Origin of the sequence: Mycoplasma sp. 06067-C1-B144P-99-0482-3 (assembly GCF_051053925.1) — a bacterium.
GTDB lineage: Bacteria > Bacillota_I > Bacilli_A > Mycoplasmatales > Mycoplasmataceae > Mycoplasma > Mycoplasma leachii.
The window spans coordinates 780055-805724 of sequence record NZ_CP144017.1 but is presented as its reverse complement, the minus strand read 5'-3'; the positions used below and the strand labels follow the sequence as shown (position 1 = coordinate 805724).

Here is a 25670-nt window from a genome sequence, read left to right as displayed (position 1 = left end):
GTTTTGTTGTTATAGAGGATAAGAATAAATTAAATAGTTGTCATATTAACGTTTGTTTTTCTTACTCTCTCATCCCATTAGGTTATCTTGTTCTCTATAACAACAAAACTCATAATAAGCAGAAAGGAAAATAAATGAATATAATGAATATTTTTAAAAATATAACAATTCTTGGATCATTGTCTAACCATTTAGAAAAAGTAACCAAATTTTTCAAAGGTGAAATTACTGATGCAGGAACATATGTGATATTTGCTATAAGTGCAGCTCTTGCATTAGGTTTAATAGCTTGTGGTCTTGCTTATATGTATAATAGTCGAAAGAAGAATCTTGATGCTACTGAAATTCTAAAAAAAACACTTATTGGATTATTTTTAGGTTTTGTATGTTCTATATTAGGTTGAGGTCTTTGATTAAAAATCATATAGGATAAAAAAATGGGTTTTTTAATATTACCAATTTATAGTCTTTTGTTTTGATTAACAGTTCAACTTCCATTAATGATGCTAAATTCAACTTTTAATGTTGTAAACTTTTTTAATTCACAAATGATAATTGCACTGATTTTTCCAGGAGGAGATTTTTCATTTAAAAATATAACTCCTTTTTTTGAAATTGTTTTATACATAGTAGGTTTCATAGGAATATTTGCATTAATCGGAAAATGAGTACTTTTAACAATAAGATCTAATGCAACAACTTATGAAAAGATAGTGAAATCACTAAGAAGTCTATTTTTTGCTTGTGCCTTAATTTTTGTAGTTCCTGTAATGTTTTGAATTTATGCACATTTTAATCTAACTGTTAATAAAGGAATTAAACAATCAAATTTAGTAGGAACCTTCAATTTAGCTAATATTGTTTATCACATAAGTATATTTCAACCTAGTTCATCTTTTACTGAAGTTGTTGACTATTCAGCAAATAATTTTGCTATAACAGCTTCAGCATTAATAAATTTTAATTTTATCGTTGCTTGAGCAGGTATTTTCTTCTCGTTTAAATTAATTATTAGACTTGTTGAAATAATCTTGTTCTCAATTATTTGATTATTTGTTCTATTTGTAATTGCACCTTATGTTGCTTTATGTATGGTTTTAGATAAACCAACAAAAGTTATTGAATGAAAAAATAGTGTTATACAAAAGTTTATTGAGAATTTTGCTGCAAATTTTATGATAATCCTTTTTTCATTTTTATTAGGTTCTATGATGAATATCCTATCAAAACAAAATAAATTAGTAGGGTTTTCGATTCAAATAATTATTCCATTTGTATTAATAGGCTTAGCAAAAACAGTTTCTCCAATAGTTGATTGAATATCAAAACAAATTGTAAGTTATGGTGGAATGTCAATTCTTGATGGTTCGCTTAGAGAAAGAATGTGAGGTGGTTTTTCAGCACTTGGTGGTTTTGCAAAAAATACCTTATTAGGAAAAGAAAAGCAAGTATTTCAAAGAGATAAAAATGGAACAATGTCACTTATTACAAAAAGAAGTGGTGGTTTAGTTGGAAAAGTTGCAAAAACTGGACTTAATTTAGCAAAGGGTGCAGCTTTAGGTGGTGGGCTTATTGGACTTGCTGGATCTACTGGAAAAGTTATAGCAAAAAATACTGCGAGCAATATGTTTCAAGGCTCTAAACTTGGCACAACTATGGGGTTTATTAATAAAAATAAAAAGATTGCTTTACAAGAAAGACAACACAAAGCAAGAGTTGCTGCTGGGAAATTGGCAAAATCAATTGATAAAAAAGATATTGATAAGCGCAATAAATACTGAAACACAATCAAAAAATCAAATAATAAATTGAAAAAGATACAACTAAAAATAGATAAAAGAAATGCTTATAAGGAAAAATAAAAAAATGCAGTTATCAACCCAACAAATAATGCTAATTATTTCAAATTTGGCAGGCTTAATTTCAATTATTTTATTTGTTTTTTACAAAATAAAATCAAAAAATCAACTAAAAAATTTGAAAAAACCTACAAAAAAATACCTAATAATAAGTGCTATCCTATTTGCTTCTTCAATTGCTATAAGTATTGTTGGTCAAATTGTCAGTTAGAAAGGAAACTATGAGTAAAGATATAAATATAATTCCAAAGCGCTTTAGATCAAATAAAATTAAACTTTTTCTAGGTCTTTCAATTGTTGAAGCATTTATATGAGTGATTTCATCAGTCTTAATTGTTTTACTATTTAATTATTTATTTAGTCGTATTGCTCAGAAGATTTTCTTTTCAGTAGTAGTAATTTTACTTATAGGTAGTTTATTTATTGAAGTTAAGAATCAGAAAATATAAAAGCTAATAATCTATTTTTTAACGTACAAATTTTCTAAAAAAACATACTATGAAGAATATATAGCTGTCAACGAAAAACTTGAAGCAGAGGAAAACTATAGTTCACAAGTTATACCTTTAGATAAAACTTTGGCTTTAACAACTAATTTATATAAAAAACTAGAAGATGATTTTTTAGTAACTGAAACAGGATGATATGTTACTGGTTTTGAATTAATAGGACTTAACTTTGAATTATTCTCAGATGAAAAACAATATCAAACAATTGAAAATTTATCTAATTTGCTTAGACAAATAAAATTAAAATACTCTATTATTTCATTGCCATCTATATTAGATTTTCAAAATAACATTAAATATTTTAAAAGAAAAAAATTAAAAATTACAAATACTTTAAAAATCGAACAAATTGATGACTATATAAATCAATTGTCTAGTTTTGGGTCAACTGAAATTAAAAAGTTTTATATAACTTTTTATTCACAAAGTACAAAAGAATTAAAGCAATCAATAGAATATATAAAACAAAAATTTAATAGCATCGATTTATTTCCTATATTTTTAAATAGATATAAATTAGTTAATTTAATTAAAAATATTTTAGATCCTTTTAAAGTAGAAGATTATACTGATGAAGAAATTGATGAATTTGAAAATAACATAGGTTTATTATTAACTTTTCCAAAAATAAAATTTGAACAAAATTGCGTGGTTGTTTCAAATGGTGAAGAAAAGTCATATTTAGGATTTCAAGTAATGTCAAAATATAGAGATGTTCCTCAACATTGCTGATTAGCTCCATATATAGGAACTAATGACACAATGATTATTAATGTCTCTCCTTTAGATCTTAAAAGAGCAGAAAGTGATATATCACATGCTCTATTTAAAAACATAGCTAATCAATCTGTTTTAAATAAAAATAAAGTTATTACTGATAGAAAAATTGATGGTAATTTAGAAATTTATAATGAATTAATTAATCAAGTAGCTTTAGGTGAAGAAAAACTTAGAAGCATTGATGTCAATTTTATTAGTTATGGTCGTAGCAAGACTGAATTATTATCAAATTTAAAATTAAGCAGAACAAAAGCAGAAGAAAATGGTTTTGAAGTTAATTCACTAGAATTCCAACAACAAGAAGGATATAAAAATGCAATTTTGACCGAAGAAAGACCGTTATATGCAGACTTTTCTCAAGAAATTCCTTGTAGTACTCTTGCTCAGTCTTTTCCCTTTATTTCATCTAATTTAAATGATACAAAAGGAATACCTTTAGGACTAACCTCAAATTCACAACCTTTAGTTTTAGACCAATTTAAACATTTTACTCAAGATAAATTACGTAAATCCTTTTCTGGTTTAATTTTGGGAACAACAGGTAGTGGAAAGTCAACGTTATTAAATAAAATTTTGTTATTTTCTATTTCTTTAGACAAAAAATTAATCATTTTTGATGTTGAAAGTGAATACAAAAATTTAACAAAAAGATTTGATGGTAAATGAATAAATTTATCTAATGGTAAAGTTAATAGAATTAATCCTTTACAACCTTTTGGTGCTTGAGTAAAACCTATTGAAGATGAAACAGAACACAATGCTAAAACTAAAAAAGATAAAAAAGCAGAAGAATCAAATAATAGAAGTATAAAAGAAAATCAAGTAATCAATGTTGATGATGAAGAAGAAATATTATTTGAAACTAAAGACTCAATTTTACAAAATCATAAAGGTTTCTTTATAAAATGACTTGAAATAATATATCCAGAATTAACAAAAGAAGATAGATTAATCATCGGTAATGAGCTATTTAAATTATATCTAGAATCTGATTTTTACAACAAACCTATTCAAGAATGAAAAAATGAGGATTTTCCAATTTTTGATGATTTATATAAAAAACTTGAGTTGTTATCTGAAAGAGAAATAACAAAAGAAAGAAAATGAAAAATCTTATTATTTATGAAAGAGTTTATTGGATATGGTACTTATGCTTCATTATGAAATGGGCATACAACTATTGATTTTTCAAATAATCTAATCACATTAGATTGTAATAAACTTTATGACATAATTGATAGAACACTAATTAATGCTCAAACCATTCTAGCAACTTGTTATATTAAAAATTACATTGATATTAACTGACAAACTTTAGAAGAACAAATACTTAGATTAAACAAAGAAATTGATGATTTAGAAAAGCAAAACAAAAAAGATCCTAAAATAAAAAGTCTTAAAAAACAAATAGTTGAACTTTCAGATAAAAAACAAACCGTTATTGTATTTGATGAGGGTCATAAATTTATTGATTCTAAAAATCCAGTAGCTTTAGACTTCATTTTTGATTTGATAAAACGTGGTCGTAAACGTAGAATTTCAACTTTAATTTCAACTCAAAATCCAACAGATTTTTGAGACACAATTGAAGTTAGAAAAAAAACTGAAGGAATTTTAGGAAATATGCAATATCTTTTTGTTGGTAAATTAGATTCAAACGACATTGGAACAATTGATGAAATGTTTAAAGAATATGGTGGACTAACAGATAGTGAAAAAAAGTTCTTAAAATCTGCTGATACTTTTGAATATCTATTTGCAATTGCAAAATTAGAAAAATTTTCTTTCAGATTAAATCTTACTAAAAAAGAAAAAGAAAATATTAATTTTAAGGTTAGTGAGTTTCAAGATGAAAATGAACTATTTAATGATGAATAAGTTATATAACATCAACATCTTATATAACTTTCATACTTTATATATAGACCATAGAAAGAATAATTTTATGACAAATAATAAGAAAGAAGAATTAAAACAATATTTCTTTTGAATTGATCCTGGCTAACTAACTTCAGATGAAAAACTAATAGTGTTGAATCTAACAAAAATCATTTGTCAATAATTAAAAAATTTAAAGAGTAGTTTTTAAAAAAGAAAAGATTAATATCAAAACTTTTTAATGAAAATGTTTTAAATGAGATTAAAGATATTCTAAAAATGTAAATACAGCACTAGAAAATTTATCGAACATATATTTAGAAGATTCTTTTTTAATTGATGGAAGATATGATGATTGATGAACCAAGAATAATTGAAAATTGAATAATAAATTTAAATTTTTATTTCTTGCATTAAACTATACAAAAAAATCATCAGATGTTTTAGAAAAATTAGTAATCACTTTATAACAATAAGTATAGTAAAAATCCATATTAAGGGAGAAAACAATATGAAATTTATAGAAGATAAAGATTTATGATGAATAACTCAATATGCTGAGAATGTTTCTGGTGAAGGAGTTTATGAAGTAATTAATTGAAAAATCAAAAACTCAGATGAAGAAGACAGAGAAGCTATAGTAGAGCAAATCTTGAATCTTGTTGAAAATATGTCAAATTTAGATGATGAAATAAACAAAAAAATTTATAACAAACTAATGTCAGATAATCTTTTCTCACTATCTAAATTAGAAGATATTAATGAGTTCTTTGATAAATTGGATTATGAAGAAGTTGAAGAAGTTGCTAATTACTTTTCATTAGATAATTTTGATGAGTTTTTAGAAAAAGAGGAGATTATATCAGATAGTTCTTTAGAAGAGCTTATTGATATTTCATTAAAGGAAAAAGGTTTAGATAGTTATTATATTAATCTAGTTGAACCTTGACGAAATTCTACTGCTGAATATGTGGTTGTTAATGGCTATGTAAATGGTTTTTCTGATACATATAGTAAAGACGAAGTTCAAAAAGCACATAAAAATCACATTATAAAGCAATTTATTGATGAACTAAAATTAGGTTAAATCATAATTTAAATAAATTATAAATAAATGAAAAAGATAAAACCAATTATTAGTTATTATGGTTCTAAATATAGGATGCTAGATAAAATATTTAATCTTCTAGAATTAAAGTCATCAGATATATTTTTAGATTTATTTGGTGGTAGTGGGATTGTTGGAGTTAATGCTAAACATTTATTTAACTGTCAAACTATTATTAATGATTATGATAATGTTTTACCTTTAAATTTAACCTATGCTTTAAAAAATATTTTGAGCTTTGAGGGTAATTTAAAAAATTATACTAAAGCAAGATTAGATTATTTTATTAAAAGACTTGATAATGGTTGAGTTGATAAGCTAAATCAGTATAACAAAATTTTACAAACTATTAATATTACTCATTTTGATTACAAACAATTATTAGAAAACATTATTAATAATAAAAATAAGGTTACTAAATTATATGCTGATCCACCTTATTTTAATAAGACAGGAATGTATAAAAATAGTTTTACTATTCAAGATCACATTGACTTATATAATCTATTATCTGAGTTAAAATCACAAACTAAAATAGTTATTAGTTATAATGATGAACCCTTTATAAAAGAACTTTATAAAAACTGAACTATTGTTGAAATTAATAAAACTAATACATCAGGAATTTTAAAAAAGAAAAAAATTACTGAATTATTAATAACGAACTAGAAAGTAGAACAAAAATATGAATACAAATCAAAACAAAATTACAGAAGATACAAAAACTTCCTATTATTCACCTTTTAAAAGAGTATACAAAATAATAGTAAACCATATAGATAAAATTGATAATAAACAAGATTTAGAAAAATTTAGAGATAAATTAGAACTAGCAATATTACAAATAAATAAGACATTAAAATACTATGAATAATCCATTTATTTTTATAGCTAATAAAAATAAATATGATTATAAAAAAGTATTTGTAATACTTTTAAAATTTTAATTAAATCCGAATTAAAGAGTATATATCTTATATACATTATTATATTAAGAAAGAGTAAGTAACTTTAGGTAATTAGGTAAAAAGCTATGAATTTTACTTTAGAGCTTATTAAAAAAGTATTGCCAAATGAATCAGATGAATCTATACATTTAATTAAAACAAAATTAAATAATAGACTAATTTGGACAAATGAAGACGATATACCAAAAATTATTAATTTAGCTATTTTTATATTAGATGAATCAAAAAGATTTGAAGATGAAATTCAAAATCTTTTATTAGATAAAATGTTATTTACTCAAGGTAAATTCATTTTATCTGAGCTAATCGCAATATCAAAATATATTAATCTTTTAAAGGATCTAAATGATAATCAAAAATTAAATCAATTTGCTCATAAAAATAAATTATTTACATATGAAGATTATCTAAAAGAAAATTATGAGCAACTACAAAAACAATGAAAAATTGAATTTTTTGATAGTTATTATGATTTTCTTAATAAATAAAAAATATCAAAGTATATATCTTACATACTAGAACAGAATTTTAAGTCTTTTGCAATTGATTCTAACCCTAACTGAAAACCAAAACACAAACCTAAATTTAATTGAGTAATTAATTAAAAAATATATCAAATTATACACCTTGATACACCTATAGAAAGGATAAAAAACAAATATGTTTAAACAAGCAGTTTATAACGCTGATAAAACTGAGTGCTTAGAAATCGGATACTTTGAAAATTGAAAAGGTGAAATTCAAATTGAACAATTTTTACCAACTACAAAAAAAGTTCCTAGTGTTTTACCAAAAGAAATTACAAGTTTAGCCAAAACATTTAAGGATAATGAAAATGAATCTATTCACGGAATTCAATATTGAGATACTTCAAAAGTAACTAATATGTCATCTATGTTTTTACATGCTAAATCATTCAACCAACCCATTGGTAACTGAAACACATCAAATGTAAGAGATATGAAATATATGTTTTATTGTGCAGAAAACTTCAATCAACCAATAGGTAACTGAGATACTTCTGAAGTAACTGATATGTGCGGAATGTTTTGTGAAGCAAAAAACTTCAATCAATCCATTGATAGTTGAAACACTTCGAGTGTATTTGATATGAGTGGAATGTTTTTTGGTGCAAAAAACTTTAACCAATCAATAGATAACTGAAATACTAAAAATGTATTTGATATGGAATATATGTTTGATAGAGCAGAAAGTTTTAACCAACCCATTGGTAGTTGAAACACATCAAATGTAACAAATATGTCAAGAATGTTTTATCAAGCAAAAAACTTTAACCAGCAAATAGGTAACTGAAACACCTCAAATGTAACTGATATGAGTTATATGTTTTGTGAAGCAACTAGCTTTAACCAACTCATTGGTAGCTGAGATACCTCAAATGTAACTAATATGAGAGGTATGTTTGCTTTTGCTTATAATTTCAACCAATCAATAGATAACTGAAACACCTCAAATGTAACTGATATGAGTTATATGTTTTGTGAAGCAACTAGCTTTAACCAAAATATTTCATCTTGAAACACATCAAATGTAAGAGATATGACTAAATTTTTTTTCGCTAAAAAAATTAATCAAAAAGTTATTTAAGATATATACCTTATATGCTCATAACAATAATTATGAAAGGAATTAATATGAAAGCACTCTCAACTAAAGAGAAACTTAAGTATTTGATAATTAATAATTGAAAAGTTAATTCTGAAACAAATCGTAATTTTGAAGAGTGACTTTTAAAAAATAAAAATATTTACAAAGTTGAAACTAATTCTAGTATGAATTTGCAAGAAAGTTATTTAGAGTATCATAATTTTAATACAAATTTTTTAAGAACAGCTTGTATTTTAGAAGATTTTAATGTTGAGATACCTAAAGAGTTAAAAGGATTAAAATTTAAAGATATTTGAAAATTACTTGATTCAATCTGAACATACATTCAAAAGCAAGAAGAAACTTATCAATTAGATGAACTAAATTCAATTTATGATTATTCTGATAACACCTTAATTTTTTTATTTTATTTACATTATTTATATTCGTGTATAAATAATCCATCTGATTTTATAAGTATCATCATATCAATTTCATATAACTTACAAAGAATTGACTATAAATTTTATAATTACGTTGGTATTCATTATGAAAACAAATTATTTAATATAGTTGGAGATTTATTTATTGAAAAGCAATTAAGTTGAAAAGAACTATCTTCTTTAGATAAAATTTGTAAGACTGTTGCTAGTGAAGAAATTGATAAAATTGCAAGTTCTATTACAGATAAAATTTTATCCAATCAGTGATATCAAACTTTTTCAAACTTAGATTGTATTAAGTTAAAACCAATATTAGATAAATCTTGAGATGCAAAAATATATGGAATAGATGAAAAAGAATACAATCTTGCTATTGAAACAAAGGGAGAGCCTGATTATTTCGATAGTGCAAAATATATTAAAATCATAGGTTCAGATCCACATAATTGAGAAGAAATCGATGATCTTAATATAGTATATAATTTTATAAATAAGTTAGAAAAAGAAGATATTCTAGAGTGAATGCAAAATATTATGGAAAATACTTAAATAAATTAAATGAAAACAATAATTAAGAAAAAATAAATGCTTCAAGAAAAAGAATTCTTAAGTTGAAAATTTCTAAAAACTATTAAGTATATAAACTAAATAATTTCAAGGAGATTTAAACCCTCCTTTTTTTATTGCTTGCTTTCTAAATCTGAGGTCTTTAAACAAAAAATAAAACTAATGATTCCTTACTCAGGAGCATTAGTTTTATTTATAAAAAGATCTTTTGTAGTTATAGCTTTCTTGTTCTTCATCTAACAACTATTCCAAATGTTGTAATTCCAAGAACAAGAAATCCTACAATAGAAGCTACTACTGTTGTTTTGTTTGCTTTTGATTTTTGTGAGTTTTGTTCATTTGATGAATTATTAGAAGTATTGTTTGAATTAGAGTTGTCATCATTATTTGGTTTATTTGGTATGTTTGGAGCTAATTCTTCAGGTTTTTTACCATCTAAAGTGTTGTGCAAGAAAATGTTTCTATAATTTATTAGAACTTTTTCTCTATTAGTTAAATCCAAAATTGACTGAATAGTTATTTTTAGTTTACCTTTTGTTTTAAAAAAATCTGTAATAACTTCTTTATTATATAAATTGTCATTTATACGAATTATGAAGTCTTTATTTAATTCAACAGGTTTTTTAGATTGCTCTATTAGTCTTTTAATTATTGTGTCATTAATAATTGTTTTTTCAAACTCTTCAAAAGTCCATTTAGAAAAGTCACCAATTCAATCTCCAATTTTTAATAGTAATAAATCAAAATATTTTTGCTTTTCTGGATTTGAATCATCTATTAAAGTATTGTTTTCTTCAGTTCAGTTAAATGGTTCTGGAGCTTCAGGTGCCTTATTTGCATTAGAACTATGAGTAATTAAGTAACTATTTGATCCTTTTAGTTTAAAGCTTGTTTCAATAGATTTAATTTCTATTTCTAATTGAGCAAAGCTTTTTGTTTTAAGAGCTTCAAAGAACTTTTTAATTATGTCATCAACTAGATCTTGTTTAGAAAAGCCAAAAGTAAAATTAAATTGAGTTATTTTATGTTTGTTTATATAAATCTCATAATCAGCATTTTGTATAGCTATATCATTATCTTTTTGTCTGTGTAGTCTAATTGTTTTATGAATATGATTAGTAATAAAATTGTTTACAAATTTTTCTTGACGTTTCTTTTCATCTTCATTGTTTTGTTGTTTTGTATAATCACTAAAGTTATATGTTAAATCATTAAAATTCATTTGGAATAAATCATTAGTATTAGTTCCAAAGTTGTTTGAATTTAAAACTAAAATATTTAATGAAGATTCACTTAAAAAGACACTCGTTGAATTTGCAACAAGTCTTATTGACATTTGTTGATTTGTGTTATTAATATCTAAAAAATTATTTCAATTTAATGAATCAACATCAATTATTTCAAAATCAGATAAAGATATTTGGTTATTTTTAGTTTGTCTTTGAATTTGCTTTAGTGCTTCTTGTTTAATTAAATTAATAGCTTCTGATTTATTATTAGCTTTAATTTTAATTGCATTAAATTGTATATCAAAAAGAGATTTGGTTCTTGAAACACCATAAGGCAACACAATTGTACCTTGTTTTACAACTGAAACATAGTAGTTTCATAGAGAAACAATTTCTTCATAAGAGTACTTTTCAATATCAAATGAACTTTTTATAAGTTGATTATGAATTAAAAAGAATTTTAAATGCTGACCTGCAGGAGATCCTCAAAAGCTTTGAATTTTTGGTATGTTATCTTTAGTAGATTTTTTAGCGTTGATATCACCATAAATCTTTAAAAAACTTTGATATTTATCCTTATTGTTGTTAATAATTAAATACTTATGAAGACTTGATCCAACTTCTGGATTAATATTTTTGTTTTGAATTTTAGTTGGATCGAATGTATTTTGAGTTTTTACAAAATCTTTTATAGGAATATTGTAGTGATAAATTCCAGGTATTGAAAAAGAAAATTTTTCTAAAGCATCATTTCTATCGTTGTTAACCTCTTTAAAAGAATGAGTGAAATTGTCACTATATCTATTAATTTCTATTTTACCAATTCATTTGTTTAAATCAGAAACAGCAGATTTAATACCATTAAAACCGGATGGATCATTATCATTAAATAAGTAGTTAGCTCCAGAATTAACAACACTAGCTTCAGCAATATAACCATAATTAGCTAAAGAACCAGTTTGACTCAAAGTATCTTTTTTATCATATGGATCTTGATAAAAGTTTTTAACTGGAATATCTGAATTTACTCAAATAATTTCTTTTCTAGTTCCAGTTTTCGGGTTTATGGTTCTATCAAAATCTGGATTTTGTTTATTATCAATTTGTGGAGTAATAAGCTTATATTGTTGATATTGTTCAGGTTTTGATGGATCATTTTCTGGGTTTCAACCTTTTCACTTGAATGAAAGATTTGGATTAATACTTTTAACACCAATTTTAATATCAATTGGGTTAGATTTATCTTTTTGGTTAACAGAAACATTTCAAATTAAACCTTTTTTAATATCATCTATTGATTCAGCTGAAATTGTTTCGTTTTGAGTCTTTAAAAAGCGCTTATCTACTAAAGTTTTAAAATAAATATTGTTGTAAACTTCAGTAGGTTGGTTTTCTACAAGTAATTGTTCTGTTCCATCAACAGCACGGAACTCAATTTTAACAGTATTATGGTATCAAAAAATTTGTGACTCGACTTGCCCATTTTGTTGAACTACTTCTACCTCTGGTTGGTCTAATATTAGTTTATTTGTCTTAGGATCTAGAATTTGAGAAGGGGTTATTGTAAGTCTGTTTTGAATATTTTTTTGAAAAAACTCAGGATGAAATGTCAAGTTAATTTGAATTAAAAGATTATTATAAAAACGAGATGCATAAGATTCTTTATCTGGATTAATATCTTTAAAAAAGATTTTTATTCTATTTGCAGTGGGTTGGAATTCTATGTCATATTTCATTTTATGTTTATATTTTTTATCTCAAAGGTCAACTTCTTTAATTGTAAAAGCTTTTGTAATAATTTTTCTAACTTCTTCTTCAATGTATTCTTTGTTGGTTTTATTTCTATATTTTGAATCAGTTTTATTATTTTTATTTTTAATTATATTATTTGATATATCAGTATGAGTATCTTGATTAGTCGTATCAATTGAATAATTTTTTAAATTTTCTAAATTATTATTTATTTCTCTAACTTCTTCTTTATCAGCAAATTCAGAAGTTAAACTAATTGGTAACATAAAAACAAGTGAATAAATAAAGAATTCTGCTGATCTTTGAATAACATTTCCTCCTTCTTCTTCAAAAGACAATATTGGTTTGCTTAGATCCTTATCCAATTGTCCTTTTAAAGTTGATTCTAATTGTAACATCCCATTGTTTTCTACTAGATTCATTTTAAACCTAAATGAGAATGAATTTTGATTATCATTAAAGGGAATTAGGATTTCTTTTTCATTTGTTCAATCAAATATAAAATTTGAAGCAGTTAAATCTTTTTCTACAATTGGATATTTATTAATTATCTTTTCTAATAGTTCAGGTTTGTTTCAATTTTTTATTGTCTTATATAAAGTTTTGTCCTCATATGTATAGGTTTGGTGAGTCCTTATATTCATCTTGGCCAAAAAGTCTAAATCTTCATAAAATCTAAAATCAAATTTTATCCTTGCATATTTTTGCTTAAATTCCTGAAAAGATTTTGCATAATCAGCAATTTTTAATAAATTTAGTCTATGCAATTTTATTTCACTATCAGATGAAAAAACAGTATCATAGAATTGTAGTTTGACAAGATCATTTCATCCCTTTGTATTAAGTTTACTAGCTAATATAAAAGGTTTTTGCTCAAAATCTATATTTAATGACTTTATAAAATTTGGTGGAACGTAATTATCATGAGCAGTAGGAGTTAATGTTGTTTTTTGTCTAAATACTCTAAGTGAATTCTTTTCAATATTATTTTTAATAAGAAGTGTATTTGTTACTAAAGGAGTTGATAGAACCGAAAATAAAGATATTCTCCTTAAATATTTCATATATTTTACCTTTCTATGTGTGTTAGTTTATCTCTCACCCAATAGGTAAAATACTTAGTCTTTATATAAACGACAAAAAACTATCAAGTATTTTAACCCGATAGTTGTCATATTTATTTTCGTTTATCCCTCTCACTAAGAATTTTATCATAAAAATTTTAAAAAACAATAGAAGACAAAGAAGTCGTTGGATTATTAAACAAAATGGTACCAGACCAATTATAAGACCACAGATCTGTGGTCTTATAATTGAACAGGAGGTCTAATGTTTGTTATCCAAGAAAATAAAAAGTTTAATGAAAAAAAGAAACTTATAATAGATACTTTTGAAAAAGAGCCTAACAGAAAGTTGTTATCAATCGCTATACAGTTTCAAAAATCACTTTCTACTGTAAAAAAATATAAAAGTGAATATATTAAATGAAAGAACAAGGAAGCAGAGCTAATTCTTTCACATAAAAACACTAATAATAAAAATGCTCAAAAATATAGTGATGAGATAATACATAATTTAGGTGAAAAATACCAAAAACAAGTAAAAATAACTAGTGGAGATGTAAATAATGCTAGTCGTTCTTATTTAACTTTAGAAAACTATCACAGCACTCTTATGTCAACTAACACTAAAAATAAAATTTCTTATTCAACTTTAAATAGGAGACTAATACAACAAGGTTATGCAAGCCCTTATTGCAAACGTAAAACCAAAAAAGAAGTTAAAAAAATAAGAAGACAACAAGAAGAAGGAAAATTAATTAAGTATAGCAATGAGCTAGTTTTTTATGTGCCTAAAAACGTAGAAAAACACAGACTAGCAGTAGCAAACAATTATAAATTTGGACAGGTAATAGAAGTAGATGGATGTACTCATTATTATTTTCAAAATAACACAATAGCAACATGTGTTATGGCTGTTGATGTTGGAACTAATCAAATACTTGATATGTGTTTTGAAGAATACGAAGAATCTTTAAATTCTTATCAAAAAATTTTTGAAACAATATTTAGAACTTATGGCTATCCTCAAAGAATTATTACTGATAATAGAGCTAATTTTAAAAAAGATGAAAGAAATAACGCTAGAACGCGTTTAGAGCTTGAAAATAGGGGTATAGAGGTGATTTCTTCATCTAATGCTAATGCAAAACCACATGTTGAAAGAATGTGAGATACAGTCCAAAAAAATGCACCTTTCTTCTTTAAACAAAATGATATAAAAACAATTGAACAAGCAAATCAAATAAAACACAAATTAATAGATTTTGTTAATAGTAAATGTAAAAAAAGAAAAAGAGATAATGCATTTAGACAACTAGGTGAAAATGAAGTTGAAAAATTCTTTGACCTACCTATACCTAGAAAATTTGCAAATGGTGTAGCAGAGTATAAAACTAAAATTTATGCTCCATACGATGAATTTGGTAAACGTTTTAGATTTTATAAAAAAGAAAATATTCAACTTGTAATTGGTTCAGATGAACAACTTTACTTTAGAACAGATACTAAACGCTATATTGCAAAGCCATTAGAAATTGGTTCAACTGATTGAGTTGAAGTTGATTTTGTTAGAAGAAAACAATTAGATGAAAGTAGAAAAGAAGATTTAAAAATACTAACAATGATAAACCAAACAAGAAGAATTCATAGTGGATTAGACAAAACACTCTTATACATAAAAAAATACCCCAATGGATTACCTAGTGAGTTAGTTGACGAGATCTCAGGAATCGTATTGAGGGTTAAAAGTGATTGTTCAAGGTTTTCCCATGAACTCAAAGATAAATTAGGCTTGTTAGAATAGATCTATTATTCTCTAATTTCTTTGATAATATAATTGAACAGAAGGTCTAATGTTTGTTATCCAAGAAAATAAAAAGTTTAATGAAAAAAAGAAACTTATAATAGATACTTTTGAAAAAGAGCCTAACAGAAAGTTGTTATCAATCGCTATACAGTTTCAAAAATCACTTTCTACTGTAAAAAAATATAAAAGTGAATATATTAAATGAAAGAACAAGGAAGCAGAGCTAATTCTTTCACATAAAAATACTAATAATAAAAATGCTCAAAAATATAGTGATGAGATAATACATAATTTAGGTGAAAAATACCAAAAACAAGTAAAAATAACTAGTGGAGATGTAAATAATGCTAGTCGTTCTTATTTAACTTTAGAAAACTATCACAGCACTCTTATGTCAACTAACACTAAAAATAAAATTTCTTATTCAACTTTAAATAGGAGACTAATACAACAAGGTTATGCAAGCCCTTATTGCAAACGTAAAACCAAAAAAGAAGTTAAAAAAATAAGAAGACAACAAGAAGAAGGAAAATTAATTAAGTATAGCAATGAGCTAGTTTTTTATGTGCCTAAAAACGTAGAAAAACACAGACTAGCAGTAGCAAACAATTATAAATTTGGACAGGTAATAGAAGTAGATGGATGTACTCATTATTATTTTCAAAATAACACAATAGCAACATGTGTTATGGCTGTTGATGTTGGAACTAATCAAATACTTGATATGTATTTTGAAGAATACGAAGAATCTTTAAATTCTTATCAAAAATATCTTTTCCTAGTAGTTGAATTAATTCACTAGTGTTAAAAGAAAAAATATTTAATACATTATCATCTAATTTATTTGTTATAAAGATAGTTTCAATTAGAATAAAAATTAACTGAATGTCTTATAACAGATTTTGATTCGACACGTTTTTGTTTATTAGGGTTTAATAAGATAGTTTCAGTAAGTAAAAAGCATATTTTTATTTAATATTTCTATATCACACACTATAGTTATCAATAAATATTAAAAATGCTACTTTTATTTCACAAATATAAACAAATCAACCTAATAATCTAATACTATTTAAGTTAAATAAGTTTAATTAAATAAAAACTAATATTAGTTTCTTGTTTGTGTCCTGATTTTCTTAATTATCTTTTATAAATTTCTTTTAGTTGATTAACTAACGAAAAGTCTTATTAAGTTCTTGGTTTTAATTAGAGCTCAATTTTGAAAAAACTTACTGATTGTTAATAGACTTTAGCAACAAATTAAGTAGGAGAGAGTAAGAGAAAATTATTAAATTTATTTCTTATAGTAAATTTTGTACAATGAGCACTTTTTAAAATGTATTGTTACTGAGTGTCCTTATTTCTATTTAATTTATATATTAATGCTAACTGTTCCTTAGTTTTTTCATACGATATGTTATCAATTTCTAAAAGATGATCCTTTAAAAATTTATTTGATACTTGTAGTCTTCCAGAATTAAAGTCAACTGCTTCTGATCAAGATCTTTTATCCTGATGTCATTCACTAAAATTAATTTCTTCTAAAAAATAAGATTCTGTGCTATTAATAATTATTTTAATATTTTCATTATCACTCGATAACCCTATATTGTAGTTGATTTTAAAAATTAAAAAATGTAATGGAAATACACCATTATATTCTACATAATCATCATAAAGTTTTTTAATTGCAGCTATTGCATTATTGTTTTTTTGATAGGTTTTTAAATTTATATAAAAAAGATGGTTTTTATAAACTATAGCAAATATAGCAAAATCATAACTATTTTGATTAGAAACTTTTTTTACATTCATTTTAATTTCTTTTTTATTTTGTTGAGAATTAAAATAATTTAAAAGTTTTACAATAACATATTCTTCTATTAAATAACCTATTGCAGTTGATGAGTTAATAGAATTATTCTTTCTTTGTAGAACATTTAAATCTTCTACTTTTATTTCTAATTCATTTTTTTTAGAACCAAAAATAACTCCTATTATTTCAGTTACGATATCCTGCAGCTCTAAAGCTATTTTATAATAGTTATTCATTAAAAAAAATCTCCTTAACTATTTTAGCTATTTCAAAAGACAACTTAACAGGGACAGCGTTTCCTATTTGTTTTAATACACTTGATTTAGTTCCTAAAAAAATAAAATTTTCTGGAAATGATTGTAAATTTGCCAATTCTCTTGGAGTTAAAACTCTTGGCAAAACAGGGTGCACGTGTATGCCTCCATGATTTTCTTTTACTGTCGGAGATGGTTTATCATACGAAATTCTTTTAAATGCATCAGAAAAATTTTTAGATAAGCTTTGACCTTCTTTAAGGTTTGATAATCTTTTTTTCATATCTTCCGAATGCTTTGAAAAAGTATGATTTGCAACCATATTTTCTTCTTTAATCTCTTCTAGATGACCTATTGCTTGTTTTACAGTAACAATCGGTTCATTAAACGATTCAAGTCTATTAATAACATCATCAACTTTTTGTTTATCTTTGCACCCTATAAAAATTACTCTTTCTCTCTTTTGAGGAACACCAAATTTAGAGCTATCTACTAAAATAAATTCTGTGTAATAATTGAGTTTATTTAACATTTTTTTGATTTTATTAATTACAAGTACACCATCATCTTCTTTAAATGATAAAATACCTTTTACATTTTCTAACACAAATCCATATGGTTGTAAACGTTCGATAACATCTATTGTATATTTCTATAGTTGATTTCTTTCGTCTGATTTACTTCTTCTACCAGCCATTGAAAAACCTTGACAAGGAAAACCACCAATTACTAAGTCAGCTTTGCCCTTATAATTGTCTTGCAAACATTGTCTAACATTCAAATTAGTAATATCTTTAACTGTTATATCCTTTTTAAAGTTGTAATTGTATGTATCAACAGCAGGTTGTCAAAATTCTATAGTATCAAGTATTTCAAAATTATTTTGTGTAAAACCAAGTGTTAATCCACCCGCTCCAGCAAATGGATCTACAATAGTATTTTTTCTATTTGTTTGCATATATTAACGCCTCATATACTTTTTAATTAAACTCAAAGCTTTAAATTTAATTGATATATTCTTGTTACATTTATTTTATATGTTTATACTTTATTGACAATAAGTTTATAATCTTTTGTTAAATCATTTTAATGTTTTTTTAAAACCATAAATTAGATTAGTATAAATCTTAAAGACATTTATTTTAATAACTAAAACACTTAAATAATCAATAATAAACTTAATTAATATTAATAAAATGATTTTAAATTTTTAATAGCAAAGCTATTATTATTATTATTATTATTATTTATAAATATTAACTAGTATTAATCAACTTTAAGTATTTTAAAAATCTCTAAGAACTTTAAAAATACCTAGTTTATTTAATATCTATTTTAAAACCTTCATACTCATAAGATTTAATAATACTTTTAATATATATACTTCTATCATTAATCTTATTTGTTAAGTTATTTTTAATTAGTAATTTAAGATTAGTTGAATCAATTAAAGAATTAGTCATTGCTAATAAGTAGTCATCTTTATTTATATTAGTTCAATTAACAATTACATTTAGTTGTTTTTTTAATATTAAATCTAATCAAATTCTCATAGATCTTCCATTACCTTCTCTAAACGGATGGCAAATATTCATTTCAACATATTTATCTATTATTTGATCAAATGTATCTTGTTTCATATTATCAACAAGTTCTAGGTTTTGTTTTAAATATCTTGCTAAACAGAACATAGTATTATTTTTTGAAATATTTACATTTCTAATTTGTCCATTAAAGTCAAATACATCTTTAAAAATATAAGAATGTATTTGACTTAAACCCTTAAAAGTACCTATTTGAAATGTATTTAATAAGTTTTTATCTCATAACTCTAATAAGTGTTTAATAGACAAATTAATTTCAAATTCTTCTTCTATAAAATTAGCTTTCATATATTTACTATTATTATTAACCTATTTATTTATTAATTAATTATATATTTTATTAAGTTTATAAAAAGTTAAATATTAATAAAAAATCTTATGAAATTAAGTCAAAAAATCATTTTTATTTTAAATTATAAAAAAACACAAAAAGTATAGAAAATACAGGGTTTATTTAAAAAAACCAAGTATTTTTAGCTTATTTAGAGAATTTTTTTAAATTTCGTCAAAAATAGTATATACAAAAGAGAATAATTGCTTTATAATATATTGTTTTTTTAAAATAGTGTCAAAATCCCTTTTCTAATTTATAAATAAAATAAAATTAAATAGAATACAAATTATTTGAAAGTAAAACATAGAAAAAGGATGGTTATGTGAAAAAACTATTGGCCTTACTTGCAGTTACAAGTATTCTAACATCATCTGGATTAACTTATGTAATACATGAAAACGTTACTAGAAAAACTAACAGAGTTGATGAAAGAAAGACTTTTGAACAAGAATTAAAAGATCTTTCAGTAGAATTAGATAATTATAAAAAAAATTTATATTCAACTGATAAGAAATTTAAAAACTTAACAGCTGAAGATATTTTAAATGACGGAACTATTAGAGATTTAAACAAAGATTTAGCATACATTAACAGACAAATTGAAGCAAATAATCAAGAAATTGCAGCAAAAGATGAACAAATCAAAAAATTAACTAAACTTAGTTATTAATCAAAATAATATAAAATTATTATTAAACTTTATAAGTAAGTAAATATGTAATAAAGTATGAAAAATAGATCTATACATTAAGAACTTTCCGTTAAAACCACTATAGGAATATATGAAAAATAGCTGAAATGCTATTTTTTTTGCTTATTTTGTCAAAATATCGATAAAACCTAGGATTTTTATAGAAAAAAATATATAAAAAAACAGCTAAAAACTATAGAAAAAGAAAAAAAAATATAATACAATTATAGTGACTAAAGCACTACATAAGGAGAAGGAAAATGCCTATACCAAAAGAGATATTAGCTGTCGAAAGACCAAAAAATACAAGAGTAAAGAAAAACGGAAATAGATATGATGTTATTAAAAGAACAAGTGTTTGAAAAAATGGAAAATCTGTTCCTGTAGAACTGGGTAAAATCGGTGAAATAATAAACTTTGAATATGTAGAAACTAAAACAAGTAGACTCAACTTTGCTTTGTGTGACATAAAACAATTCGGAAGAACTGAAATTGCTTATAAATTATCAAAAGATGTATTTGAAGATCTTTGCAAAGTTTATAATCCTTCAGATGCAAAAATAATTTATGCAATAGCAATTATTAGAGCAGCTTATGGAAATATCACTAATCGAGAAATTAATAGAAAATATCAATGTTCATTTTTCTCTGAACAATTTCCAGGTATAGGACTTTCATCTAGTAACATTTCAAGGTTTTTAGAAAAGTTAGGATATAACTACAGATGCATCAAACAATTCATTCAAAATAGAATCGATACTGTTTCTCCTGGATCTACTATTGTAATTGATGGTATGTTAAAAAAATGTAGTTCTAAAAGTTCTGATTTTACAAAATGATCGTGAAAAGCTAGAACTAAAGGGGTGCAAAACATTTCTGTTCTATATGCTTTTGACCTAAACAAAAAAGAACCCATTGCAAGTAAGGTTTTTCAAGGAAACACACTAGATACAATGGCGTTCAATAGATTTATTGATGAATTTTCACTAAATAATTGCTTAATCATGGGAGATAAAGGAATTCTTTCTAAAGAAAGTTTAGATAAATTAAATACTCAAAAGAAAAATGTTAAAAATCTTTTCCCTATTAAAAGAAACGATAAAAGAATCAAAGCTTTAGAGTTATCTAAATATGAAATGACTTTCAATTCTGATGAAGATATTATTTTATGTAAAAAAGCAAAACTAGATCAAGGCGAATTTTTATATTCATTTAAAAGCACAAATGACTACAGCCAAGAAGGAAGAGCTTATTTAGATAAAGTTAATCGTGAACAAAGTTTTAATAACGAACTTTTACAAGAAAAAGAAAATCTTTTTGGAACAATTACTTTTATTTCCAACGAAGATTTATCTTTAAAACAAATATATGATCTTTACAAAACAAGATGAGAAATTGAAGAATTTTTCAACTTCTATAAAAACATTGTTGAACTGGATTTTGTAAGAGTACAGCAAAACACAAGTGTAATTGCTACTGAATTTATAAACTTAATAAGTTCTATAATCACTTCAAGAATGAAAAAAGAATTTGAAGAAAAAGGATTAACAGAGAGATTCTCGTTTAATCAAATAATGGAAAGATTAAGTTCAGCTAATAAGTATTTAGATGGTACAACTAAAAAATGACACTATACAAGTGAAAAGAAATATACTGACAATATTATTGATATTTTAAACCTATAGTGGCAAAAATGATAAATTTCTTAATACATTTTTAATAAAAATAAATAAACTAAAATGGAATTGTTAATAAATTGGTTAAAATAACTTTAAAAGGGAGTTAAGTTAGATGTTTATTTCAATACAAGAAGCAAGTAAAAAGTGAAAAATTGGTGAAAATGAAATATTAAGATTAATTGAAGAAAATAAAATACTTGGTTATACAAAAGAAAATAATGAGTATAAAATACCTTTAGATTTAGATAATCCTTTAGATTTACTAGATGTTGATTTATTAGAGTTGGTTGATAAAAGAAAAAAAATAGTTGATTCTTATAAACCTTTAACAGAAGAAGAAACTAGAAGATTGTATGAAGATTTTTTAATAGAATATACATATAATACAAATGCCATTGAGGGTAGTACACTAACGCAAAGAGAAACTTATCTAGTCTTAAAAAGAGGTCTTACAATTGATCAAAAACCACTTCAATATCATTTAGATGCAATTAATCATAAAGAAGCATTTTGATTTATGGTAGACTTAGCTAGTAAAAATATTAAAATTAATCAAAAAAACATTAAAAATATTCATAATTTAGTTTTAATGAACAATAGAGTAAATGCCGGTGTTTATAGAAATATTCCTGTTTTTATTTCAGGGGCTAAACATGATGTTTCTCAGCCTTATATGATAGAATCGAAGCTTGAACAATTATTAGATTGATATCGCAATTCAAATGAACATATCATTAAAAAAATTGCTAAATTCCATTTAGATTTTGAAACAATTCATCCTTTTATTGATGGAAATGGTAGAACAGGTAGACTTATAATTAATTTAGAATTAATGAAAAATGGATTTTATCCTATTGATATTAAGTATATAAATAGAAATTTATATTATAAAGCTTTTGATGATTATCATTTAAATAATGATATGTCTACAATGATTAATCTAATTGCTACTTATGAATTAATGAGATTAAACTTTTTTATAAGAGTTTTTAAAGAAAGAGAAATGACTTTTAAAAATAATAATAAAAAAACAAAATAAAAAATATGTATGAAATATTGAAAATTTTTTGTTACTAATAGATTTAAAAAACAAAAAAGAAGTTGATAAAAAAGTTTAAAAAAATATTTTTTATACTATTTATAATGTACTAAAAAACGATATTTAGGTTACTAAAATGTAGATTATTTTAATAAACTAATGCCAGTAAGCTTATTAGCACTGGCGGTGTCAATACCATCAACTATAAGCAATATAATTAAAGTAAATAGAAAGGAGATATAAAATGGATAATTATGTTTTTAATAAAGATTACATTTTTTTAAATGTCGATCTTAAAACTAAACAAGAAGTATTTGAGTTTATTTCATCAAAAGCTAAAGAGTTAAAAATAGTTACTAGTAAAAAAGCATTAATTGATGGGTTTAAATTACGTGAGGCTGAAAATACAACAGGATTTGAAGATGGTTTTGCTATACCACATCCAAAAGATATTAAACAAATTAAAAAACCAGCTGTATTTGTTTTAAAATTTACAAATCCTATTGAATGAAATGCACTAGATAATAAACCTATTGAAATTGCTATAGCATTATTAACTCTACAAACCACTGATGAAAATAATTCACACTTAACTTTATTAAGTCAAGTTGCTGTTAAACTAACAAATCAAGAATTTAAAACTGCTTTAAAACAAGCAAAAACTAAAAAAGAAATTTTAAATATTTTAAATTCAGATCAAAATATAGAAATTAAAAAAGAAAATAATAATCTAGAAAAAACAAAACAATTAAAAATAGTAGCTGTTACCTCATGCACTGTAGGTATTGCTCATACTTATATGGCTGAAGAAAAATTACTACAACAAGCCTTAAAACAAAATTATCAAATTAGAGTTGAAACACAAGGTTCAAAAGGAATTGGAACTCCATTAACTAGTAAAGAAATCAAAGAAGCAGATGTTGTTATTATTGCAACTGATACTGCTGTTGATTTGACTAGATTTACTGGTAAAAAAGTATATAAAACTAAAGTATCTAATGCTATTAAAGATCCAGAAAAAACTATTAATGATGCTTTAAAATTAGCAACTATTCATAATCAAACAAGTCAAGAATTTGAAACTAAAAATATCAAAAATCAAGAAAAAGTTGGAGTTTTACAACACATATTATCTGGTATTTCATATATGGTTCCAATTATTATACTTGGTGGTATTTGTTTAGCTGTTTCACTAGGTTTAGCAAAAGCTATTTATGGAGCTGATGCAGCACCTAAAGGATTTTTAAAATATCTTGAAGCAATTGGTGGAGCTTCATTTACTTTAATGATTGCAATACTTGGAGGATTTATAGCAAATTCAATTGCTGGAAGAGCAGCTATAGTTCCTGCCATGGTTGGATCATTTATTGGAAATAATCCAAGTAATTTTGCTAATTGAATTCCAGGATTAGGACAAATTCAAACTCCAATGGGGTTTGTTGGAGCTATTATTGCAGGACTAATTGTTGGATATTTTGTAAAATGAGTTAATAGTTGAAAAGTACCAAAAACATTAGCTCCAGCTATGCCAATTTTCTTTATTCCACTAGTTGGAGGTATTGGTATTTCATTTATCTTTATATTTGTTCTAGGTGCTCCAATTGGATTTATAATGAACCACATTTCATCATGAATCAAAAGTGCTTATATAGGTCAAACTAGTGTATGAATAGGTTTAGCTTTAGGAATTATACTTGGTGCTATGGCTGGATTTGATATGGGTGGTCCAGTTAATAAAATTGCTTTTGTAACTTGTTCAGCATTAATTACTGAAAAAATTTATGAACCAATGGGAGCTATGGCTGCTGCTATTCCAGTTGCTCCACTTGGAATGGGATTAACTACTTTATTATTTAAAAAGTTCTTTAATTCAACTGAAAGACAACTAGGAGTGGCTGCTTTAATTATGGGGAGCATAGGAATTTCAGAAGGTGCTATTCCATTTGCAATTAGAGATCCAAGACGTGCCATTTTATGTAATGTTATAGGTTCAGCTGTTGCTGGTGGGGTTGCTGGAAGTTTAAAAGTTCAAGATTTTGCTGCTCATGGTGGACCTATTGTTTGAGTTTTAGGAGCAATTCCTTATGGAATTCAATCACTATACTTCTTTATAGCAGTTTTAATTGGAGTAATTGTTACAAGTTTAATGTATGGATTTTGAATGGTTCAAGAAAGTGGTAAACTTGGTTCTGTTAGAGAAGCTTATGTTTGAAGTTTAATTCAAACTAAAAAAGCTAAATCAGAATTTATAAATGAAAAGAAACAAGAAATCAAAGATATTAAAAACAATATTAAAAATAAAAACTTATCTGAAGAGCAAATAAATCAAATTGAAAACATTAATGATCAAATAACTAATTATATTAATGAATATAAAACTAAATTAAAACAATTAAAACAAAGTTATTTAAATTTAAATAAAGAAGAAAAAGTATTTATGAATAATAAAAAATCAGAAATTACTGATTATAAAAAACAAACTCATAGTAAATATAATCAACAAATCTCTGATTTAAAACAAAATAATAACTTAGAAACAAAACAACTTCATAAAGAAATTAAAAATTTAAAAACTAAAGAAAAACAAGATATTGTTGACTATTCAAAAAACTTGAGAAATCAATTTAGTAATAAGTTTAAAATGATTAATAATTTATAGTAATTAATTAAAACTTTCCCAAAAA

Annotated in this window: 20 protein-coding genes and 1 pseudogene; 17 read left to right on the top strand and 4 right to left on the bottom strand. The window is 24.4% G+C overall.

Annotated features, from left to right (window positions below; all coding sequences use genetic code 4):
- Window positions 1-134: 134 nt before the first annotated feature.
- The 11 genes from V2P32_RS03545 to V2P32_RS03495 all read left to right on the top strand — a co-directional run bounded on the left by V2P32_RS03545 (window position 135) and on the right by V2P32_RS03495 (window position 9702).
- Window positions 135-428 carry a hypothetical protein gene (locus tag V2P32_RS03545; protein ID WP_434343345.1) on the top strand — a complete coding sequence of 98 codons (294 nt, stop codon included), beginning with the start codon at window positions 135-137 and terminating at the stop codon, window positions 426-428.
- A gap of 9 nt (window positions 429-437) precedes the next feature.
- Window positions 438-1862 carry a hypothetical protein gene (locus tag V2P32_RS03540; protein ID WP_434343344.1) on the top strand — a complete coding sequence of 475 codons (1425 nt, stop codon included), beginning with the start codon at window positions 438-440 and terminating at the stop codon, window positions 1860-1862.
- Window positions 1863-1866: 4 nt separating this feature from the next.
- Window positions 1867-2070 (top strand): hypothetical protein, encoded by a 204-nt coding sequence (locus V2P32_RS03535; protein ID WP_434343343.1) that lies wholly within the window; start codon window positions 1867-1869, stop codon window positions 2068-2070.
- Between the two features lie 10 nt (window positions 2071-2080).
- Window positions 2081-2308: a hypothetical protein gene (locus V2P32_RS03530; protein WP_434343341.1), complete on the top strand. Its 228-nt coding sequence runs from the start codon at window positions 2081-2083 to the stop codon at window positions 2306-2308.
- 129 nt (window positions 2309-2437) lie between these two features.
- Window positions 2438-5026, top strand: coding sequence for a VirB4 family type IV secretion system protein (locus tag V2P32_RS03525; protein ID WP_434343339.1), 2589 nt, complete (start codon window positions 2438-2440; stop codon window positions 5024-5026).
- 511 nt (window positions 5027-5537) lie between these two features.
- Window positions 5538-6113 carry an Mbov_0392 family ICE element protein gene (locus tag V2P32_RS03520; RefSeq protein ID WP_434343338.1) on the top strand — a complete coding sequence of 192 codons (576 nt, stop codon included), beginning with the start codon at window positions 5538-5540 and terminating at the stop codon, window positions 6111-6113.
- 27 nt (window positions 6114-6140) lie between these two features.
- Window positions 6141-6803, top strand: coding sequence for a DNA adenine methylase (locus V2P32_RS03515; protein WP_041159685.1), 663 nt, complete (start codon window positions 6141-6143; stop codon window positions 6801-6803).
- 16 nt (window positions 6804-6819) lie between these two features.
- On the top strand, window positions 6820-7008 hold the full coding sequence (locus tag V2P32_RS03510; RefSeq protein ID WP_434323907.1) for a hypothetical protein: 189 nt from the start codon (window positions 6820-6822) through the stop codon (window positions 7006-7008).
- A gap of 159 nt (window positions 7009-7167) precedes the next feature.
- The gene (locus V2P32_RS03505) at window positions 7168-7590 is read left to right on the top strand and encodes a hypothetical protein (protein WP_041159683.1); all 423 of its coding nucleotides are present in this window, start codon (window positions 7168-7170) and stop codon (window positions 7588-7590) included.
- A 172-nt stretch (window positions 7591-7762) separates the two neighbouring features.
- Window positions 7763-8710: a BspA family leucine-rich repeat surface protein gene (locus V2P32_RS03500; protein WP_434343337.1), complete on the top strand. Its 948-nt coding sequence runs from the start codon at window positions 7763-7765 to the stop codon at window positions 8708-8710.
- Window positions 8711-8757: 47 nt separating this feature from the next.
- Window positions 8758-9702 carry a hypothetical protein gene (locus tag V2P32_RS03495; RefSeq protein ID WP_434343336.1) on the top strand — a complete coding sequence of 315 codons (945 nt, stop codon included), beginning with the start codon at window positions 8758-8760 and terminating at the stop codon, window positions 9700-9702.
- Window positions 9703-9934: 232 nt separating this feature from the next.
- Here the strand turns inward: V2P32_RS03495 and V2P32_RS03490 are convergent, their stop codons facing one another.
- The gene (locus V2P32_RS03490) at window positions 9935-13765 is read right to left on the bottom strand and encodes a hypothetical protein (protein WP_434343335.1); all 3831 of its coding nucleotides are present in this window, start codon (window positions 13763-13765) and stop codon (window positions 9935-9937) included.
- 265 nt (window positions 13766-14030) lie between these two features.
- Between V2P32_RS03490 and V2P32_RS03485 the strand changes: the two genes are divergently transcribed.
- Together V2P32_RS03485 and V2P32_RS03480 are read left to right on the top strand one after the other, a co-directional pair.
- Window positions 14031-15566, top strand: a complete 1536-nt coding sequence (locus tag V2P32_RS03485) for a hypothetical protein (protein ID WP_434343334.1) — start codon at window positions 14031-14033, stop codon at window positions 15564-15566.
- Between the two features lie 49 nt (window positions 15567-15615).
- The gene (locus V2P32_RS03480; protein ID WP_434343333.1) at window positions 15616-16371 is read left to right on the top strand and encodes a hypothetical protein; all 756 of its coding nucleotides are present in this window, start codon (window positions 15616-15618) and stop codon (window positions 16369-16371) included.
- Window positions 16372-16913: 542 nt separating this feature from the next.
- Here the strand turns inward: V2P32_RS03480 and V2P32_RS03475 are convergent.
- The 3 genes and pseudogenes from V2P32_RS03475 to fic form a co-directional block, all read right to left on the bottom strand.
- A complete protein-coding gene (locus V2P32_RS03475) occupies window positions 16914-17621 on the bottom strand; it encodes a UpaP162 family type II restriction enzyme (RefSeq protein WP_434343331.1) in 708 nt (235 codons plus the stop codon).
- A pseudogene (locus V2P32_RS03470) lies at window positions 17614-18597 on the bottom strand (DNA cytosine methyltransferase). The gene V2P32_RS03475 and the pseudogene V2P32_RS03470 overlap by 8 nt, the downstream one beginning before the upstream one ends.
- A gap of 361 nt (window positions 18598-18958) precedes the next feature.
- Window positions 18959-19531, bottom strand: coding sequence for a protein adenylyltransferase Fic (gene fic / locus V2P32_RS03465; protein WP_434343330.1), 573 nt, complete (start codon window positions 19529-19531; stop codon window positions 18959-18961).
- Window positions 19532-19899: 368 nt separating this feature from the next.
- Between fic and V2P32_RS03460 the strand changes: the two genes are divergently transcribed.
- The 4 genes from V2P32_RS03460 (at window position 19900) to V2P32_RS03445 (ending at window position 25645) form a co-directional block, all read left to right on the top strand.
- Window positions 19900-20247: a hypothetical protein gene (locus V2P32_RS03460; protein ID WP_434343329.1), complete on the top strand. Its 348-nt coding sequence runs from the start codon at window positions 19900-19902 to the stop codon at window positions 20245-20247.
- A gap of 281 nt (window positions 20248-20528) precedes the next feature.
- A complete protein-coding gene (locus V2P32_RS03455; RefSeq protein ID WP_434343328.1) occupies window positions 20529-21953 on the top strand; it encodes a transposase in 1425 nt (474 codons plus the stop codon).
- Window positions 21954-22059: 106 nt separating this feature from the next.
- Window positions 22060-22986: a Fic family protein gene (locus tag V2P32_RS03450; protein ID WP_434343326.1), complete on the top strand. Its 927-nt coding sequence runs from the start codon at window positions 22060-22062 to the stop codon at window positions 22984-22986.
- A 244-nt stretch (window positions 22987-23230) separates the two neighbouring features.
- Window positions 23231-25645 carry a fructose-specific PTS transporter subunit EIIC gene (locus V2P32_RS03445; RefSeq protein WP_434343325.1) on the top strand — a complete coding sequence of 805 codons (2415 nt, stop codon included), beginning with the start codon at window positions 23231-23233 and terminating at the stop codon, window positions 25643-25645.
- Window positions 25646-25670: the final 25 nt, after the last annotated feature.